Origin of the sequence: Streptomyces sp. NPDC023723 (assembly GCF_040639815.1) — a bacterium.
In the GTDB taxonomy this organism is placed as follows: Bacteria; Actinomycetota; Actinomycetes; order Streptomycetales; family Streptomycetaceae; genus Streptomyces.
The window spans coordinates 105,519-124,315 of the sequence record NZ_JBFAAP010000013.1; the positions used below are offsets into that span (position 1 = coordinate 105,519).

The 18,797-nt window shown below is 71.1% G+C and carries 14 protein-coding genes; 10 read left to right on the forward strand and 4 right to left on the reverse strand.

What is annotated here, in order from left to right; all coding sequences use genetic code 11:
* Positions 1-419: 419 nt before the first annotated feature.
* Complete coding sequence (locus AB0G32_RS17105; protein WP_361163443.1) at positions 420-4,175, forward strand: trypsin-like peptidase domain-containing protein; 3,756 nt, start codon at positions 420-422, stop codon at positions 4,173-4,175.
* 130 nt (positions 4,176-4,305) lie between these two features.
* Positions 4,306-5,262, forward strand: a complete 957-nt coding sequence (locus AB0G32_RS17110; protein WP_361163335.1) for a bifunctional riboflavin kinase/FAD synthetase — start codon at positions 4,306-4,308, stop codon at positions 5,260-5,262.
* Between the two features lie 78 nt (positions 5,263-5,340).
* Here the strand turns inward: AB0G32_RS17110 and AB0G32_RS17115 are convergent, their stop codons facing one another.
* The 4 genes from AB0G32_RS17115 to AB0G32_RS17130 form a co-directional block, all read right to left on the reverse strand.
* Positions 5,341-8,157, reverse strand: coding sequence for an SCO5717 family growth-regulating ATPase (locus AB0G32_RS17115; protein WP_361163337.1), 2,817 nt, complete (start codon positions 8,155-8,157; stop codon positions 5,341-5,343).
* A gap of 206 nt (positions 8,158-8,363) precedes the next feature.
* Positions 8,364-9,209, reverse strand: a complete 846-nt coding sequence (locus AB0G32_RS17120) for a hypothetical protein (RefSeq protein WP_361163339.1) — start codon at positions 9,207-9,209, stop codon at positions 8,364-8,366.
* On the reverse strand, positions 9,209-10,543 hold the full coding sequence (gene eccE, locus AB0G32_RS17125) for a type VII secretion protein EccE (protein WP_361163340.1): 1,335 nt from the start codon (positions 10,541-10,543) through the stop codon (positions 9,209-9,211). The genes AB0G32_RS17120 and eccE overlap by 1 nt, the downstream gene beginning before the upstream one ends.
* A gap of 176 nt (positions 10,544-10,719) precedes the next feature.
* The gene (locus tag AB0G32_RS17130) at positions 10,720-11,019 is read right to left on the reverse strand and encodes a hypothetical protein (protein ID WP_361163342.1); all 300 of its coding nucleotides are present in this window, start codon (positions 11,017-11,019) and stop codon (positions 10,720-10,722) included.
* Positions 11,020-11,043: 24 nt separating this feature from the next.
* On the opposite strand from AB0G32_RS17130, the gene eccB reads away from it, so the two are divergent.
* The 8 genes from eccB to AB0G32_RS17170 all read left to right on the forward strand — a co-directional run bounded on the left by eccB (position 11,044) and on the right by AB0G32_RS17170 (position 18,780).
* Positions 11,044-12,630 (forward strand): type VII secretion protein EccB, encoded by a 1,587-nt coding sequence (eccB, locus tag AB0G32_RS17135; protein WP_361163344.1) that lies wholly within the window; start codon positions 11,044-11,046, stop codon positions 12,628-12,630.
* 227 nt (positions 12,631-12,857) lie between these two features.
* Positions 12,858-13,169, forward strand: a complete 312-nt coding sequence (locus AB0G32_RS17140; protein ID WP_361163346.1) for a WXG100 family type VII secretion target — start codon at positions 12,858-12,860, stop codon at positions 13,167-13,169.
* A gap of 219 nt (positions 13,170-13,388) precedes the next feature.
* Positions 13,389-13,673 (forward strand): WXG100 family type VII secretion target, encoded by a 285-nt coding sequence (locus tag AB0G32_RS17145; RefSeq protein WP_361163348.1) that lies wholly within the window; start codon positions 13,389-13,391, stop codon positions 13,671-13,673.
* A gap of 215 nt (positions 13,674-13,888) precedes the next feature.
* Positions 13,889-15,097 (forward strand): type VII secretion-associated serine protease mycosin, encoded by a 1,209-nt coding sequence (mycP, locus tag AB0G32_RS17150; protein ID WP_361163350.1) that lies wholly within the window; start codon positions 13,889-13,891, stop codon positions 15,095-15,097.
* A gap of 55 nt (positions 15,098-15,152) precedes the next feature.
* A complete protein-coding gene (locus AB0G32_RS17155) occupies positions 15,153-15,488 on the forward strand; it encodes a hypothetical protein (protein ID WP_361163352.1) in 336 nt (111 codons plus the stop codon).
* Positions 15,489-15,523: 35 nt separating this feature from the next.
* A complete protein-coding gene (locus tag AB0G32_RS17160; RefSeq protein ID WP_361163354.1) occupies positions 15,524-16,963 on the forward strand; it encodes a hypothetical protein in 1,440 nt (479 codons plus the stop codon).
* An 87-nt stretch (positions 16,964-17,050) separates the two neighbouring features.
* The gene (mycP, locus tag AB0G32_RS17165; protein WP_361163356.1) at positions 17,051-18,349 is read left to right on the forward strand and encodes a type VII secretion-associated serine protease mycosin; all 1,299 of its coding nucleotides are present in this window, start codon (positions 17,051-17,053) and stop codon (positions 18,347-18,349) included.
* Between the two features lie 104 nt (positions 18,350-18,453).
* A complete protein-coding gene (locus AB0G32_RS17170; protein WP_361163358.1) occupies positions 18,454-18,780 on the forward strand; it encodes a hypothetical protein in 327 nt (108 codons plus the stop codon).
* The last annotated feature ends 17 nt before the right edge of the window (positions 18,781-18,797 follow it).

Sequence of the window (18,797 nt, forward strand, 5' to 3'; positions counted from 1 at the left end):
CGGCGGACACGGGGTCGTCCTTGCCGCCGCTCCACGGTCCCCCCTCGGTTCCCCCACCTCCTAGGGTGTATCCAAGGCACCCCCTTTGTTCACCCGTCCGGGCAGGCGCTCGGAGTGAACCGGGGGAGCGCAAGGGGGCGCGTTCGCCACGTGATCTGTCCCGCTGATCATCACCCGCCTACCGTCGGAGACAGCGCACGGCGTACGGCGGGGGAGGTCCGACGATGACATCGCGGAACCGGTCCCGGGAGACACCCGGTGACGGAGCGGGGAGCGAGAGGTCGACGGGGAGCGGGGTGCCGTCCTGGGCCGCAGTGCCGGCGGCGGGCGGACCGCCGACCAAGACCGAGCCGCCGCGAGGTGCGAGCGGTCCACCGCCGGGTACGGGCGGTCCGCCGCCGGCCCCGGCCGGACCCGCCCTGGTCCGGATCCATGACCTGGCCGGCCGCCCGCGCGGCACGGGATTCGTCGCCGACCACCACGGCACGGTCGTCACCAGTCACGAGGCCGTCGACGGCCTGCCCCGGCTGGTCCTGCACGGCGCCCGCGACCGGCGCTGCACCGTGACCGCCGACGCGGTCGTCCCGCTGCCCGGTCTGAACCTCGCCCTCGTCCGCACCGAGGGCCTCGGGCTGGCCCCGCTGCCGCTGACGGCGGGCGACGGACCCGCCGTCGGAAGCTACGTACGCATCGCCGCCGGCGGCTGGCGCGAGGCACGCGTGCTCGGCATCGCCGACGTCACGTACACGTCCACCGACGGCTTCCACTTCATCGGCGCCGCGCTGGAACTGGCGGTCGGCACCCTGGGCCGGGACGCGCTCAGGCTGGGCGGGGGCGCGGCCGGCGGGCCGGTGCTCGACGCGACCACCGGTGCCGTGCTCGGTGTCCTCGGCACCGCGCTGCGCTCCGGCCACAGCGGCCTCGGCTTCGCCGTGCCGCTCCGCCCCGCCCACGTTCCGGGTCCGCTCGCCGAGCTGCTCGCCGAGAACGCGGCGACCGTCCCGGCGTACGGCACCGATCTCAATCCGGCGGGCGTACTGGAGCTGACGGCGACCTCCGTCGGGCAGGACCGCCCGGCGGGCGCCCCGGTGGGCCGGACCGGCGCCGTACTCGCGGCACCGCCCGTGGAACGGGCGGCCACGGTAGGGGAGTTCGCCGCGTTCGCCGAGAGCACGGCGTACGTCCTCGGTCTCGTCGGCGCTCCCGGCAGCGGTCGTACGACGGAACTGGCGGCCCTCGCCGACCGCCGCGGCCGGGGCCCGCGGCCCGCTCCGACCCTGTGGCTGCGCGGAGCCGATCTGCGCGCCGACGACATGTCCGTGGCGGACGCGGCAGGCCGGGCCCTGGAACGGGCGGCCCGGATCGTGGCCGCGGCGGTGGGCCCGGACGGGCTGAACGGGTTCGGCGGGGCGCGGGTGGGGCCGGGCCGGGGTGAGGCTGGGCGTGGAGGCACCGGGGACTGGGACTTGGTGGACGGGGGTGGGGGTGCGGGCCCAGCAGGTCAGGAAGGCACCGGAAGTCCGGTCGGCCGGGCAGTCCTTGAAGACTCGGTAGCTCCAGGGGGCCCGCTGAGCGTGGCAGGCCCGCTAAACCCACGACGCACGGAAGGACCGGTCTCAGCGGCCCCAGTTGCTCCGGAGGCCCCACCCGTCCCCAAAGCCCGCGAAACCCCCCAGGCCCTTACCGCCCCACCTGCCCCGACCCCCCTCGATGCCGAGGCACCCCCCGGCGCCCCGGCGCCCACCGCCCATGCCAGTGGTGCCGGGCTGGGGGACGTCAGTCCGGAGCGGTTGGCTCGGCTCGCTCGGGAGGCCGGGCGGCCCCTGCTGGTTCTGCTCGACGGGCCCGAGGAGATGCCGGCCGGGCTGGACCGGCGGCTGTCCGAGTGGAGTGCGGGCACGGCGGCCTGGCTGCGGCGGACCGGTACCCGGCTGGTCGTGGCGTGCCGGGGCGAGTACTGGGAGCGGGCGGGTACGGCGTTCCCCCGCGACCTGCTGTACGCCCCCGTCCCGGACCCCGCCCCCACCACCGTCCCGCCCGGCAGCCCGCCGCCCCGCGTCCCGCTCGGCGACCTGACCGAGGCCGAGGCGCGGCAGGCCCGGGCCCGGCTCCGGGTCCCGGACGGGGCGCTCGCACCGGCCGACGCCCGCCACCCCCTCACCCTCCGCCTGTACTCCGAGGTCAGAGCGGCCCTGGACGACCCCACCGGCACCGGCGGACAGCCCGCCCCGCTGCGCCGGGACGACGTGTTCGCGGCCCACCTCGACCTGGTCTGCCTGCGCATCGCGACCCGGCTGGCCACTGAGAACGGGCTGCGCGGCGGTGCCGTACGGCGGCTCGCGGCGAAGGTGTCCGGCCAGGTCCACGAGGCCGCCCGGCGCATCCTCGCCCCGGGGCAGGGCGAGCTGGACCGGGCGTCGTTCGAGGTGGTGTTCCCCTGGGCGACGGGCTGGGCGTCCGCCGTCCTCGCCGAGGGCCTCCTGGTGCCCGCCGGCCACGGCTACCGCTTCGCGCACGAGGAACTCGCCGACTGGCTCCAGGGCCTCCACCTCGACCTGGACGAGGCCCTGCGCGCCCTGGTGCACGAGCCCCCGCCGCCGGTGCCGCCCGTGCCGCACCACCGCATCGGCCCCGTCGTCGAAGCCTTGCTGCTGCTGGCCCGCCAGCACGGGACGGCCCGACTCACCGAGCGGCTCAGGGAATTGACCCGCGCCTTGGACGCCGACCCGTACTCCTGGTGGACCCCCCGGCTGCTCGCCGGGGTACTGGCCCGGGTGCCCGATCCGGTGCCGTACACGGACGTGCTGCGGCGGCTCGCCGACGCGGTCGCGGCCCGGCGGGAGGAAGGGCGGCCGGTACCGCACGAGTTCGGACCGGCCTTCTGGACCGCGCTGCCGGTCTCGGAAGCCACCCGTCTCGACCTGTTCCGCAGACTCGTCCGCGCCGACGGGCCCCCGCACGAGCCGGGCCCCCGGCACCTCGACACGGTCGCCGCCCTGCTCGCCGGTGCCCCCGAGACCGTACAGCCGCTGCTGGTCCGCTGGTTCGACGACGAACGGCCGCTGCCCGCCGCCCCGCACGCCACCGTGGCCACCGCCGCGCAGGCGCTGCTGCACACCCACCGCCGGCGCGCCCCGGACGACCTCGTCGAGGTGCTCGCGGACAGCGCGCACCACCGGGCCGGCGAACTGCTCGGCGTGCTCGCCGAGGAGGAGCCGTCCGCCCTGTGCCGCGCCGTCGACCGGTGGGCACGCGACGAGCGGCACGCGCGGCGCGCGGCAGCCGTGACCTACGGACTGCGCGCCGCCCCGCACGCGCGCACCGAGACCGACCGCCAACTGCTGCGCTACGGCGCCCTCGCGCTGCTGGTCCGCTCCGCCGACAGCCCGCTGCACGGCGCGGCCCTCGCCCTGCTGGTGCAGGACCCCAGCAGCCGCGACCGCCACCTGGAACGGGCGCTGCGCCACTTCGCGGCGGGCGACCCCTACCTCCCGCCGAGCGCGCTGGCCGTCGCCCTGCCCACCCATCCGGCGCCGGTGCTCGACGCCTTCCGGGCCCGGCTGCGCGCCCCGGACGCCGGGGAAGCGCTGCGCCGGCTGGCCGACGCGGCCACGCCCGAGGTGGCCGGCCGGGTCGCCCAGGTGCTGGCGGACGCCGTGGCGGAGCGCCCGGAGACCGCCGGGCAGGTCGCCGGATACCTGGACCGGCGGCTCGGCCAGGACCCGGCGGCCGCCCGCGCCACCCTCCTGCCGCTGGTCACCGGGCTGCTGGCGAGTGGCCCGGAGCCGCTGCGCAGCGCGCTCGCCACCGTCCTCGGCGCCCCGGACAGCACGTACCGCGCCTCCCTGCGCGAAGAACTCCGCGACATCCTCCTGGAGCACGAGCGCGAGCCCGCGGTGCTGGAGGCACTGCTGCGCGCCGCGGTCCTGCCGGGCCACGGACCCGGCGACGGACTGCGGGCCCTGGTCCGCCGCATCGGCCGCCGGCTGGTCCGCACTCCCGAGGGCGTCGCCCGCTTCGACACCGCGCTGGTCACGCTCGCCCGGCAGGTCCCCGGCTTCGCCGCCCGGCTGGCCGGCTGGCTGGCCGGGGCGCCCGAGGAGTGGTCGGCGCTGGTCGGCCCCGACGCCCGCCGGACCGTCGAGGGCCTGGCCGGCCTGGGCGTCCCGGCATGAGGCGCGGACCGGGCCGGGTGCGTCCGGTCACATTCCATGCCGATGCGGGCCCGGGGCGGGCGGCATGGCACCCTTAGACCTGCGACAAGAGGCAGGGTTCTCGACGAGTTTGCGACAAGGAGCAGACACAGTGCAGCGCTGGCGTGGCTTGGAGGACATCCCCGAGGACTGGGGACGCAGCGTCGTCACCATCGGCTCCTACGACGGCGTCCACCGCGGGCACCAGCTGATCATCCGGCACGCGGTGGACCGGGCCCGGGCGCTCGGCGTCCCGGCCGTCGTCGTCACCTTCGACCCGCACCCCAGCGAGGTCGTCCGCCCCGGCAGCCACCCGCCCTTGCTGGCCCCGCACCACCGCCGCGCCGAACTCTGCGCCGAGCTGGGGGTGGACGCCGTCCTGATCCTCCCCTTCACCAAGGAGTTCTCGAACCTCTCCCCGGCCGACTTCGTGGTCAAGGTACTGGTCGACCGACTGCACGCCAAGGCGGTCGTCGAGGGCCCCAACTTCCGCTTCGGCCACAAGGCCGCCGGAAACGTCGAGTTCCTCACCGAACAGGGCCGGGTCTACGACTTCGAGGTCGAGGTCGTCGACCTGTACGTGACCGGTGCGGCGGGCGGCGGCGACCCCTTCTCCTCCACCCTGACCCGGCGCCTGGTCGCCGAGGGCGACATGCGCGGCGCCGCCGAGATCCTCGGCCGCCCGCACCGCGTCGAGGGCGTCGTCGTCCGCGGCGCCCAGCGCGGCCGCGAACTGGGCTTCCCCACGGCCAACGTCGAGACCCTCCCGCACACCGCCATCCCGGCCGACGGCGTCTACGCGGGCTGGCTGCACGCGGCCGGCGAGGCGATGCCGGCCGCGATCTCGGTCGGCACCAACCCCCAGTTCGACGGCACCGAGCGCACGGTGGAGGCGTACGCCATCGACCGCGTCGGCCTGGACCTGTACGGGCTGCACGTCGCCGTCGACTTCCTGGCCTTCGTCCGCGGCCAGGCGAAGTTCGACACGCTGGAGGCCCTGCTGGAGCAGATGGCGGCGGACGTCGAGCGGTGCCGGGAGCTGGTGGCGCGGGCCGGGGAGCGGGCCTAGCAGCCGAACGGCCAAAGGCCAGGGCCCGTACCGGGGTGACATCCGGTACGGGCCCTGGCCGTTGGCCGCTGGGCCGCGCTACTGCTGGGTCCAGCCGGGCGGTACGGAACCCTGCTGCGGATTCTGCGGCGGCTGCTGCTGCCAGCCCTGGCCCGGTGCGGGCGGCTGCTGGGGCTGCTGCTGCCACCCCTGCCCGGGCTGCGGGGCGCCGCCGGCCTGCGGGTACGGCTGCTGCTGCGGCGGGGGCGCGTACCCCTGCTGGGGCTGCTGCGGGTACTGCATGTTCGGGTTGCCGAAGCCCTGCTGCGTACGGGCGATGTCCTCGGCGACGAGGGCCGCGAGATCGAAGTACGCCTCGCGGGTCTTGGGCCGCATCATCTCCAGGTCCACCTCCGCACCGGCCGCGAGGTGCTCGTCGAAGGGCACCACGACAACCCCGCGGCAGCGGGTCTCGAAGTGCGCGACGATGTCCTCCACCTTGATCATCTTGCCGGTCTCGCGGACCCCGGAGATCACCGTGATGGACCGCTGGACGAGATCGGCGAACCCGTTCGCGGACAGCCAGTCGAGGGTGGTCGACGCGCTGCTCGCACCGTCCACCGACGGCGTCGAGATGATGATCAACTGGTCGGCGAGGTCGAGGACTCCGCGCATCGCGCTGTAGAGCAGACCGGTTCCCGAGTCGGTGAGGATGATCGGGTACTGCTTGCCCAGCATGTCGAGCGCGGCCCGGTAGTCCTGGTCGTTGAAGGTGGTGGACACCGCCGGGTCCACGTCGTTGGCGATGATCTCGAGGCCCGAGGGCGCCTGCGAGGTGAAGCGGCGGATGTCCATGTAGCTGTGCAGCTGAGGGATCGCCTGCACCAGGTCACGGATGGTGGCGCCGGTCTCCCGCCGGACCCGTCGGCCGAGGGTGCCGGCGTCCGGGTTGGCGTCGATCGCCAGGATCTTGTCCTGCCGCTCGGAGGCGAGGGTCGCGCCGAGCGCCATCGTCGTCGTGGTCTTGCCGACACCGCCCTTGAGGCTGATCACCGCGATGCGGTAGCAGGACATCACCGGCGTGCGGATCAGCCCGAGCTTGCGCTGCCGCTCGGCCTCCTCCTTCTTGGCGCCGAACTTGAAGCGGGACGGACCCGGGTTGTTCTTGCGGGCCTTGGGCTGGTTGCGCAGCAGCCGGTCGGAGGTCAGCTCCACCGCGGCGTTGTAGCCGAGCGGCGTACCCGGCGCGGCCTGCTGCGGGGTGGCACCCGGCCCGCCGGGCTGCGGACCGGGCGGAGCGGACCAGCCCTGGTTGCCGTAGGCGCCGGGCTGCTGCTGGGGCTGTGCTTGCTGTGCCTGCTGTGCCTGCGGCGGTGTTTGGGGGTGCGGCTGGGGCTGGGCCTGGGCCGGGGGCTGCTCGTGCGGCGGCTGACCGGGCTGCGGGTAGCCGTAACCGGCCGGCTGGGGCGGATAGCCGTAACCGGGCTGTACCGGCGGCTGACCGGCCTGCTGCGGATAGCCGTACCCGTCGGCTCCCGGCTGGGGCGCCTGACGCGGATCCGCCGGTGCCGGCTGCCCGGCTGGCGTACCGGGGTAGGTGGGCTGCGGGGGCGGACCGAACGCCCCCTGCGGAGGCGCCTGGTGGCCGGGCTGTCCGGGCTGTCCGGGCAGCGGCTGGCCGGGGGCCTGGGGGTAGCCGGGGCCGGGCACCTGCCCCGGCGCGCCGTACGGGCCGGGCTGCTGAGGTACCTCCTGGCCGGGGTGCGCGGGCGGGAACCCCTGCGGCAGCGGCGGCAGCGGCTGTCCGGGCACGGGCGGTACCGGGGCCGGTCCGGCGGGGTGCTCCGCCTGCGGCTGCTGTGCCTGGGCCTGCTGCGTCTGGGCCGTGGGCATGGGCCCGGGAGCGGCGGGCGGGGAGCCCGGCGTGACGGGCGGGGCGTCGGGTGCGGGCGGCGGGGGTGCGACGGGCGGCATGTCGGCGGTGGCGGGCGGGGCCGCGGGCGGGGCGGGCGGCGGTTCGGCGGCGGCCACCGGGTGCGCCGGGTGCGAGCCCGTCTCCGACATGGCTTCCGCTGCCGGCGGCGCGGCTCCCGGTTCGGTCCCGGGGGCGGAGTCCGGGGCGGAGCCGACGTCCGCCGGCTCCTCCTGCTCCGCACCGGACGCGGCATCGGCGGGCTCGGCCGGGTGGCTCGGGCTCGCCGGCTGCGCCGCGTCGTCGTCGGCGGCGCCGAACAGCCGCGCCGCCTCGGCGTCGGCCGCGGCGTGGTTGAGTTCCGCCTCCGTCGGTACAGGCGGTACGGGCGGTTCGAGCGGGGCGGGCTGGTCCGGGACGGCAGCCGTGGGGACACCCGGCGCGGGCGGCGCGCTCGGCGGCGGGACATCCTGGTCGACCGGCCGCAGTACCGGGAAACCGGGAGCGGCCGGCGGCTGAGGGACCGGCGCGGCGCCCGGCGGGTCCTGACCGGGCTGCGGCGCACCCTGCTGCGGGTAGCCGTACCCGCTGCGGGCCGACGAGCTGCCCGGCGCCGACGACTGCGGGAATCCGTAGCCCCTCGCCGGGGCACCCGGCTGAACGGGACCAGGACTAACAGGAGGACGAGGAGCGCCGTGGGCCTGCGGGGGCTGGGCGGGCTGCTGGGGCGCGCCCGGGGCCGGCGGCCGTACCGGCCGGGGACCCTGCGGCGCCGGACCGCCCGGCGGACCGGAGGGCGGCCCGACCGGCGGCCCGGCCGCGGGCGGCGGCGGAGGGGGTGCGGACGGCTGCTGCGCATCGGCGGGCGACCCGCTCTGCGTACTCTGTGCGTACCAGGCAGGAGGCGTGTAGACGATTTCGAACTCGCCGGTGAGATCCACGTCGTGATCGTCCCCGTCCGAGGAAGGGCTGCCGCCGTTGTACTCGGACCGATCCCTGTTCACTGCTTGCCTCCTGGTCAGCCACTGCTGCTGAGCTGGTCGTCGTCTCGGCCGGGCGGACCGAGTGGCGAGTCCCACGCGACTGCGATCGTCACCGCACCACCAGAAGCCTAATCACTCGCATGGCGGGACGGAAAAGCCCCCACGGGCGCGGCAGGACTGCCCTCGTGGGGGCGGCCGTTCCCACCGCCCTCGCAGACGACGACGCGTCAGTCCATGCGGCGCGCCGCGCCCAGCAGACCCGTCTCCGCGTCGGTGGGTTCGGTCATCACGAACTTGTGGTGCTTACGAGTGCACCACAGGGCGACGCCGTCGTGAAGGTTCGGCAGGTGCTGGAGGTGTTCGTTGGAAACGCCCAGAGTGTCACGTACGACCTCGGTCTCGTAAGGGGAGATGCGCTGAATCCCGACGAGATGGGCCTGCGCCAGCCAGCGCGGCGCGTGTTCGCTGACGAACGGGAGCACCGTCACCACGGCCTGCCACGGCACGGAGGTCACCCGGCCGCGCGGCGGGCGGATGCCGCAGTCCCGGAACAGCACCACCGGGCTCGAGACGGACGGCCCCTGCGCGGGCACCCGGCCCACCGGGTAGACGGTCACGCACTGCTGGCCGCCGCCGGCCGCCTGCGCCAGTTGCTGCCACGCCTGGGGACGGCCGGTCTCGACGCCCACCCGCGCGCCCGTGGCGGCGGCCCGCAGCGCCAGTACCTGGGCCAGCCACAGACCGCCCACCAGCGCGATGTCGAAGGCGGTCGGCCGGGACAGGCCCAGCACGGCCGGCTGCCCGTCCTGGTCCGCGCCGATCAGTACGCCGTCGTCACCGATCGGCATGCTGATCGCCGCCAGTTCCTCGGCGGTGACGACATGGCGGTTGCGGCGCGGGCCGCGCAGCCCGAAACCCGGGCTGACGATGCGGCGCTGCTGCTGGGGCGGCTGCGGCGGCCGGATGATGGGGATCATGCCGGTGTCGGTCGGCGAGGCCACGTGCGCGGGGGTACGGGCCGGGGCACCCTGGCCCGGCCCGCCGGGCGGCATGGTCGACGCGGGGTGGGACATCAGCAGGTACCTCCGAGCGGCAAAGTGGCGAGGGCGCCGGGAACCTGCTCCCGGTCGAGACGGACGAGACCGGCCTTCGCGGCGCTCGCGGCCCGCTCCAGCTCCCGCCCCACCTCACCGAGTTCGTCGTCGCCGCGCGCGGTGACCCGGACGTGCCCGGTGAGTGAGACACCCCGGTTGCCGGCCTTGCTCAGGGTCATGCTGAACGTCGTGGCGAGCACCGGCAGCGAGGTGAACCGCGTGACCAGTTCGGGCAGCGCCACTCCGCCGGTGCCCAACTGGGGCCACCGGGACACCCAGTACGTCGTGTGCCAGCGGTCGTCGACCCGCCAGGTCCGTACCGACTCGACCGTCCGCCGCTGGGCGGACCGTCCGTCCTGCGTGTGCTGGGCGTTGACCCGCGGGTTCAGGCAGCTGGAGGTCGCCAGCGCCTGGAGCAGCTCGGTCTCGTCCAGGATGGTGGCCTTGAAGCCGGCCCCGGCCAGCCGGCTCGCCAGCTGGTCTGCCACCCGCAGCAGGGCGCGCTGAGCCCCCGGCACACCGTCCCCGCGGGCCTGTACCGCCTCCGGGGACAGCTCCGGGTCGAGCTTGAGGGCGACCCAGGTCAACCGGAGCGCGGGGGAGCCGGTCTGCGCCTGAAGCGGGCCGTACGACCGCGCGGCGAGCGACTGCGCGGGCAGGTGCGGCGCGGGCGCCGGCTGGGTGTGCTGGACGACCTGGGCCGAGGCCAGCCGGATGCCGTCGACCTCCAGGGCCTCCTGGATCAGCCGCAGCGGCAGCTGCCGGCCGGCGGACTCGGGACGCAACGGCTGGTCGGCCGGCTGCACGAAGAGCACGGTGGTCAGGAAGGAGCCGTCGCCGATCATGCCGATCGAGCGGTTGTCACGGGACACGAACTCGTAGGTGCGCAGCGCGGGGTCGCACTCCACGACGGCGGCCAGCATCGGGTCCGTGCCGGGTGCGACGGGCAGCTTCGCCTCGCGCCGGCGGCGCTTGAGCGCCCGCGCCGTCTCGTACCACTCGGGCAGCGGACGGCTGCCGCGGCGCAGCACCGCCAGGAGCAGCAGCAGGGCCGCCACCACCGCGGCCGGGATCAGCAGCCAGGACACGTCGGCGACCCAGGCGGCCAGCACGATCGCCGCCGCGAGCTCCACCAGGATGAGCTGCTGGAGCCGCACCGGGCCCAGACCGCCGGGGCGGGGCAGGGTGCGCGGCGAGGCGGTGGCGGGGGGAGCCGGCGGGGCCGGGGGCGCGGAGTCGCGTCTGCCGCTCGCCGGGCCCCCTTGTCGCTGCTGCGCGCGGTTTCCGCGCCGAGTGCTCGTACCGCTGCTCATCCCCCGGACATCCCTTTCGCGAAGTGTGCTGGCCGCTCGTCGGTGAGAGCCTCCGCGGAGGTCCCGGCGACGGGCCAGGGGCACCGACGGCCCCATCATCCATGCGAGTGGCTCACGGTACCCGCTGCGGAACGCGAGGCGACACAGGGGACGGCGAACCCCGGGCAGCCAGCCTGTCACGGACCGGACCCGCACGGCGCGACGTCGCGGGGAAGCTCTGTGAAGATGCGGGGACGGCCGCACACCTGGTGGACCGGCGTTCGGTGGCGCAGGGCATAGTAGGTGCCTGGGTGGGCGGAGCGGCCGTCGGGCACGTCGAGCGCGTCGGGCAGGGAAGGCACGCAGGGCACGTCGAGCGCGTCGGGCACGTATGGCACGCAGGGCACGTCGAGCGCGTCGGACACGTAGGGCTTCGAGCGTGCGTGAACGGCGCCGCGTCCCACGCGCGATCGAACCAACACCACACGATCGAGCATGACAAAACGGGAGATACGGGGACCATGGCAAAGCGTCAGGACGAGCTCGCCGCCTACACGTTCGCTCGCAAGCGCACTGTCGCGGCGTTCCTGGCGCCGTCGCCGGGCGGCTCGGAGGAGGGCGCTCCGCGCCCCGTCCGTACGGTGATGCCCAGCCTGGCGGTCGGCGTCGTACTGGTGGTGGGCTTCCTCGCCTGGGGCGTGATCAAGCCGGCGGCGCCCCAGGGCTGGGACACCCCGGGCGAGTACATCATCGTCGACAGCGACTCCACGACCCGCTACGTCGTCCTCAACGACGAGGCGTCGAACGGCAAGAAGACGCCGACCCTGCACCCCGTCCTCAACTACGCCTCCGCCAAGCTCCTCCTGGACAAGGGCAAGGGCAGCGTCATCGAGGTGGCCGGCAAGGAAATAGACAAGAGCGACATCCCGCACGGCGCGACCCTCGGCATTCCCTACGCACCCGACCGGCTGCCCTCCAAGGAGGACGCGGAGAAGCCGAAGACCTGGGCGGTGTGCGAGCGCCCGGCCCCGGGTTCGACGAACGCCATCGACCGCGCCGTCTTCGTCCTCGACGCCGCCGACGCCAAGTCGCTCGACGACACCGGGAAGGTCGACGCCCGCGAGGCCCTGTACGTCACCGACTCCAAGACCGGCGCGCAGTACCTGGTCGACGGCGACGGCAACCGCTTCCTGCTGGGCGGCGAGTCGGGCCTGAACACCACGACCATGGAGCAGTTGCGCGCCGCGGTCATCGGCGTCTCGGCCGAGCCGCAGCCGGTGAGCCAGGAGTGGCTGAGCACCCTCAACGACGGCGGGGAGATCGCCTTCCCGCAGGTCCCGTCCGTCGGCGAACCGACCTCGGTGCGGGGACTGCCCGCGGAGGCGGCCACGGTGGGCCGGGTGCTCAAGGCCGAGGACGCGCAGGGCGAGCAGTACTACGTCGTCCTCGACGACAAGGTCGCCGCGGTCACGCCGTTCGTCGCCGACCTGCTCAAGGCGTCGCCCGCCGCCCAGCAGGCGTACGGGACGGACCGCATCGACGACATCCAGGTCGACACCCAGACCATCATCGCGGCCAACGGCGGCGCCGCCGACAAGTTCTACGCCGACAAGGGCTGGCCCCAGTCCGTTCCCGGGCAGGCCAACCCCGCGGCCACGGCGACCGACGAGGCGTACACCACCTCGTGCAGCGTGTACAAGGGGACCATCGGCGCGGACCAGAAGCCGGAGCTGGCCGCCTGGGCCGGGACGACGTACCCGAAGAAGGTCGTCGCCGACTCGCTGAGCGCCTCCGTCTCGTCCGGCTCGGGACTCCTCTTCAAGGAGGTCGCCGGCACGGCCGCCGGCGGCGGCGCGACGTATCTGCTGACCGACACGGGCCTGCGGTACTCGCTGCCGGCCAACAACGACAGCGAGGCGTCGGACAGCGGCAGTTCCGCCGCTTCGGACTCTTCGGAGGACGAGGCGAGCGAGACGGACAAGGCGCGCACCCGGCTCGGCTACGAGGACGTCTCCAGCCCCGCGATCGTGCCGCAGACCTGGGCCACGTTCATCCCGAAGGGTCCCACGCTGGACACCGGCAGCGCCGCGCAGCCGCAGAGCCAGTGACGAGGGGCCGCGGCCCGCGGCACTCCTGCCGGCAGCCGGTCCCGATCGCCGCACAGCCAGGGATCACGGTCTGATCGCTCAAGTGTGTGGGCCATGTAACTGATTGGTCATGTCTGTGGCTGAGTGACAGGCTGACGATAGAGTGTTTGCAGCGCTCAACGCTGCGAAACTTTCCGGAAGCCCGCGAAGGTTCCCGGAGCAACGACGACAACGGGGAAGGTTTCACCATGGCCGGCCAGTTCCGGGTAACAGAGGACGAACTCACCAAGCTTTCCGGTGACATCACCACCGTCAACGGGCAGTTGCAGGGCGAGATCCGCCGTCTCAACGGAGTGATCGACCAGATCGCCAGCGGCTGGCAGGGCCAGGCGGCGCAGTCCTACCGCCAGCTCCAGGACCGCTGGAACACGGACGCGAAGAAGATGAGCGACATCCTCGCCGACATCCAGGAAGCAGTGGACTCCACGCGGAGCAACTACTCCGCGTCCGAGGAGCAGCAGAACTCCGAGATCAGCAAGATCATGTCCGACTTCGGCTGATCGAACCGACGGCTTCTGACCGCTCTTCCCGACCTGACCCCGACCGTCCACGACCGCTCTTGGTCAGCCTCTGCCGACCTCGACCGACTCCGGTCGATCAACATCAATCCACATCTATCAATGTTGATCCATGTTGATCCACGTCGGCCCCGGTCGGTCCCGGTCGGTCCAGGTCGGACCCCACTGATCTTCCACAACTCTTCCTGGAAGGAAGCGACGATGTCGATTCTCGTCAATTACGCCACCATCACCAACGCGTCCACGGACGTGAAGACCACCGCCGGTCGCATCAAGCAGCAGCTCGACGACCTCGAGGCCGCGGTCAAGCGCGTCGCCAACACCTGGGAAGGCGAGGCGCAGGAGGGCTACCAGCGCAAGCAGCGCGAATGGGACCAGACCGCCCAGGACCTGCACGCGACGCTGCTGAAGATCTCCACGGCACTCCAGAGCGCCGCCGACAACTACCAGGCCACCGAGAAGAGCAACGCCTCGACCTGGGGCTGAGTCGGCCCGTCACGACCCGGGGGATGTGACATGAAGCAGATCGGCCCAGCGGACGCGATGTCGTCGGCTGGGCCGAACTCTGCTTCAGGGATGTACCCCGAGGAGCGCAAGTACGCCTTGGGAGCCTGAAGATGGAGGGCCTGAACGTGAAGGTCCCAGCAATCCGCACGCGTAGCCGCACCAGTGGAACCCGCGCACTGCAGCGGGCTTTCGGTGTGCTCGCGGTGACCGGCGTCTGCCTGGCCGCGGCGCCACCGGTGTCGGCGGACGCCGGTTCGCCGGAGCCCGGCAGCGCCGACTTCGGCCTGTCGGCCAGCACGGAGTGCGTCTTCGGCGGCGACGTCATCAAGTCCACGCCGTGGTCACTCCAGCGGGTCCTGCTGGACCAGCTGTGGGGACAGGCGACGGGCAAGGACGTCACCGTCGCGGTGATCGACACGGGCGTCGACGACTCCAACGCGCAACTGCGCGGTGCCCTGGCCGCCGGCGGCAAGGACTACGTCGGTTCCACCGACGGCACCGAGGATCTCGAGGGCCACGGCACCCGGGTCGCGGGCATCATCGCCGCCCGGCAGATCGCGGGCACCGGTTTCGTGGGCCTGGCTCCCGACGCCAAGATCCTCTCCTACCGCTACACGGGCGGAGAGGACGAGCAGGGCAACTCGAAGACGATGTCGCAGGCGATCGGTGACGCGGTCGCCAAGGGCGCGGAGATCATCAACATCTCCTCGGACACCGCCGAGAAGGAGGACAACCTCCAACTGCGCAACGCCGTGGCGGCGGCCGTGGACGCGGGCGTCCTGGTCGTGGCGGCGGCCGGCAACGACGGGGCCGACGGCAAGTCCGCCGACACCTACCCGGCCTCCTACCCGGGCGTCCTGGCGGTGGCGGCCTCCGACCGCAACGACGAGCGCGCCTACTTCTCGCAGGCGGGCGACTTCGTGGACATCGCGGCACCGGGCGTCGGCATGGTCTCGACGGTCCCCAAGGGCGGCCAGTGCACCGCCGACGGCACGAGCTTCGCGGCACCGTACGTGGCAGGCGTCGCGGCCCTGCTGAAGGAAAAGAACCCGAAGTGGAGCGCGGCCCAGATCGCCACCCGCATCGAGGAAACGGCCCAACGCCCGGGCCGCGGCCCCAACCGCTACCTCGGCTGGGGCGTGATCGACCCGGTCGCGGCCCTGTCCGACCAGTCCACCCCCGCGACCACCCCAACCCCGGACCCCCCGGTCGAGGCCGGCTCCAACGGAGTCGTCCCCATGGCAGTGACCATGGGCGAAAGCGAGACGGAACGGGAACGCCGAACGGCGATCTATGTGCTGGGCATCGGGCTGACCTTGGCCCTGGTGGTTGCGGGGGGTGGGGTGGCTGTGCGGGACTGGCGTAGTGGGCGTGGTGGCCGATCCGGGCGGGCTGGGCGATGACCCGGCCATCGAACGACGCTGAAGACTTGAGTAACAGGGGAGAGGACAACGGGGTATGAGCAGCGGAATGCGGGTTGATCTTAGTGCTCTGGATGAGGTGATCCGGAAGCTTTGGTCGTTGCTGGACGATATGGATAAGGCGGGGCAGACGTCTCGGTATAACACTGAGATTCCCGCTAGCGCGTTCGGGAACGGCGGCACGTTCCAGGAAGCAAAAGAGTTGTTCGACGCTCACGCGACGGCGAAGAGCGACCTTGAGGGCGCGATCAGCGGACTGCACGACCTGATCGACAAGTTCGGCAGCAGTACCTCCAAGGTGAAAGACAAGTACACCGAGCAGGAGTACGCGAACAAGAATCAAATGGGTGGCGGCGAGGGCAGCTTCAAGTAATCGGTCCAGCAAGTACACACTAAGGAGGATTTCAAGTGGCCGGTGACAAAGATCTGCCCGCTCCCGTGATCGAAAGTGACGTCTGTGTTGCGGACCCAGATCGTCCTGAAACCAAGACTTCGTTCATCAACTACTCCCTCAAAGAACTCAAGCAGATGCTTGCGGGAACCAATCCAGGCCTGATCGAAGAGGTAGGCCGTCACTGGGGCACGGTGAACGAGCTCCTCGCCGGGGGCGAGGGAGGCGGCATCGCAGGTCTGCTCGACAAGGCGGTCGACACTGTCTTGGAGCACTGGGAGGGGGAAGCGGCCCAAGCCTTCGAGAAGGAGGCGCGAAAGATCGCGCAGAGTCTTCGAAACACGGCTTGGCATGCCGACCTCAACAGTAGCCAGATGGCTGATGCGGGCTCGCATTTGCGCACGTACAAGACACAGTTGGACGACATCGAAGAGCCCAGCGGCTGGGCAAAGATCGGTGATGCCCTCAGTGACTGGCAGTGGGACAACGGTGAAGCGGTCGCTGGCGATCTCAAAGACCGTAAGTTGACGGCTGCGGAGGTCGCAGAGATCAATGAAGGTAAGATCGGTGCGAGTCGGGAGGCGCAACTTAACGGCGTTGCGGTCATGGAGAACCTTGGGGCTCAGTACATGCGAGTCACACGGAACTTGAAGAACAACTCGATCAGAGACCCCGGCGACGGGCATGTTGGGGAACCAAATCGTGATGTGGAGTATCCCCCAGCTGTCACAGTGCCTAGCGGAAGCGCGACACGGCCCAGTGGCTCGAGTTCAACTAGCAAGCCGTGGAGCGCAGGTGCCACCAGTACCATCAAGCCTGCCCCTTCCGTGTCTCCTGACCGCACCATCACAGGGGGCACTCAACTGCCTACGTCCAAGACGAAGGTGGACGGCATCGCTCCTGGGCTGACGGGCTCTAGCTCGAACATGACTGGGGGCTCCGTAGGCGGCAGCAGCGGCGGTAGTACTGGTGGTACTCAAGGGCTCGGCATCGTGACGCCCGGCACAGGAGTCGGTGTCGGCCGAAGCGGCGGCACTGGACGTGGCGTCGGAATCACCGGTGGCCGCGGAAGTGTCACCGGCGGTGCAGCAGCAGGACGTGGTGCCGGCGGTCGCGCCGGTATGGGCGGCACGGGCTCTGGAGCAGGCGCAGCTGGCCGTGCCGGTGCTGGTGCGGGTAGTCGCGGAGCTCTCGCAAAGTCCCGTGGTGGCGTAGTGGGCGCGGCCAAGGGCATCAGTGGCAAGGGGACTGGCGGAGGCGCCGGCCTGCACGGCAGCCGCGGCGGAACGCAACGTGGGGCCGCAGCTGGCGGAGGGGCAGGCGGTCTGGGCCGTAAGGGCCGTCGACCCGAGGACGAGAACAACAACGGTGACCGTCCGGACTACCTGGTAGAGGACGAGGAGACCTGGATCTCCGAGGAAGACCGCAACCGGAACGTACCGCGCACCGTCGAATAGACGTACAGGCGAGCCGCACGCACAGTCGCGCGGCTCGCCTGCGTCGATGCTGGATACTCCGGCAGTTATTGAGTGAGGAGCAGGGCAATGGGTTTCAGAAAAGTCTGGTCTACGACGGGAGTCGTGGCTCTGACAGGAGCTTTGCTCCTCACTTTGGCTCCAACCGCGTCCGCAGACTACATCAGAGATCGACAGTGGGCCCTAAGCGCCTTTGCGGCCGAGGACGTCTGGACTGAATCACAAGGAGCGGGCGTCACCGTAGCAGTCGTCGACTCTGGTGTCGATGCCACACATCCTGATCTAACTGGCCAGGTCCTTGAGGGAAAGGACTTCACCAATGGCGGTAACGCCCACGAGGATCTCATCGGCCATGGAACTAAGATGGCGAGCATCATTGCAGCCCACGGGCACGGTTCCGGGGGTACTTCCGGTGTCATGGGGATGGCGCCAGAAGCCAAAATTTTGCCTGTGCGTACCCTGCAAACCAGGAAGGATAAGAATCTAGACGAGACGTGGGGGCCTGCAGTTCGGTATGCGGTAGATCAAGGTGCAAAAGTAATCAATCTGTCGTTTGGTGCCGACGGTGGCAGTAAGACCACGAGTGATGGTCGTGAGGCGATCGCTTATGCGCAAGCGCATGATGTAGTAGTTGTTGCAGCGGCAGGTAATGAAGCGGCAACTGCCGTGATTGAACCGGCTGCGTTGCCCGGGGTTGTATCTGTCGGTGCCGTGGACGAAGACGCTAATCTCTGGACCGATTCGAATACTGGAAAGGGCCTTGCGCTCACAGCGCCCGGTGTCGAAATCGTTGGCGCAAACAACACGATGTCCAATGGGTACGGCGTGTCGAGCGGAACGTCGGAGGCAACGGCCTACGTGTCTGCCGCAGCCGCCTTGGTCCGCTCCAAGTACCCCGACCTCTCGGCCGGCCAAGTAATCAACCGTCTGATCAAGTCGGCCACCTTGAAGCAACACAAGGGACTTGAGGCCCCCGACGAAGAATACGGCTACGGCATCGTCCGCCCCTACTCGGCACTCACGATGGACATCCCCGCAGGTTCCAAAGAGAACCCCCTCGGCCAACTCGATGAAGGCTCCTCCACCAGTGGGGCGGCCGAGAAGACGGACTCCTCTCAAGCCCAGGGAGATGACTCTTTCACCAGCAAGGTTGCCGTCATCGGTGGCGGAATCGCGGCAGTTGTGATCGTAGCCGTCATCGTCTTCGCCGTGATCCGTAGCCGTCGCAATCATGGTGGAGGAGGTCCCGGGGCTGGCGGCGGATTGCCCCCTTACGGCGCAGGCTACCCGCCCCAGTACCCGAATCAACCGCCCCATCAGGGCTACCGAACTTCTCCCCCGCAGCAGCCTCCGCATCAAGGGCAGTAATTCCGTCAGGTGCCGGTGTCACAGTCTCTCACCCGGGAATATGGAAGAGTCATGTCTGGCAACGTAACCTTTCGTGCTTGAAGATTAGGGCAAGGAGTCGATCAATGAGTGGGCAGTTCAAGACCGATACAGATCAACTCGGATACTTCCTCAAAACGCTAGAGGCTTGTGTCAGCGATCTGAATGAGGCACGGACTGCCCTTGCGCATGTTCGGGCCGATGAGATTGGAACCAAGCGTCTCGACGAGGCATGTGATGGCTTCCAAGAAAGATGGAAGTATGGAGCCGAGCAGACCCAGAGCATGGTTGAGGCTGTTAATGAAGGTGTCGAGTCGAATAAGAAGGCCTATGAAGAGGTAGAAAATGCCTTGGAAAAGGCATTCAAGGACATCGCAGATCGGGCGACCTCGGGTCAGGGCGGTGTGAAGTAGTGGCAGTGAACCCTTAT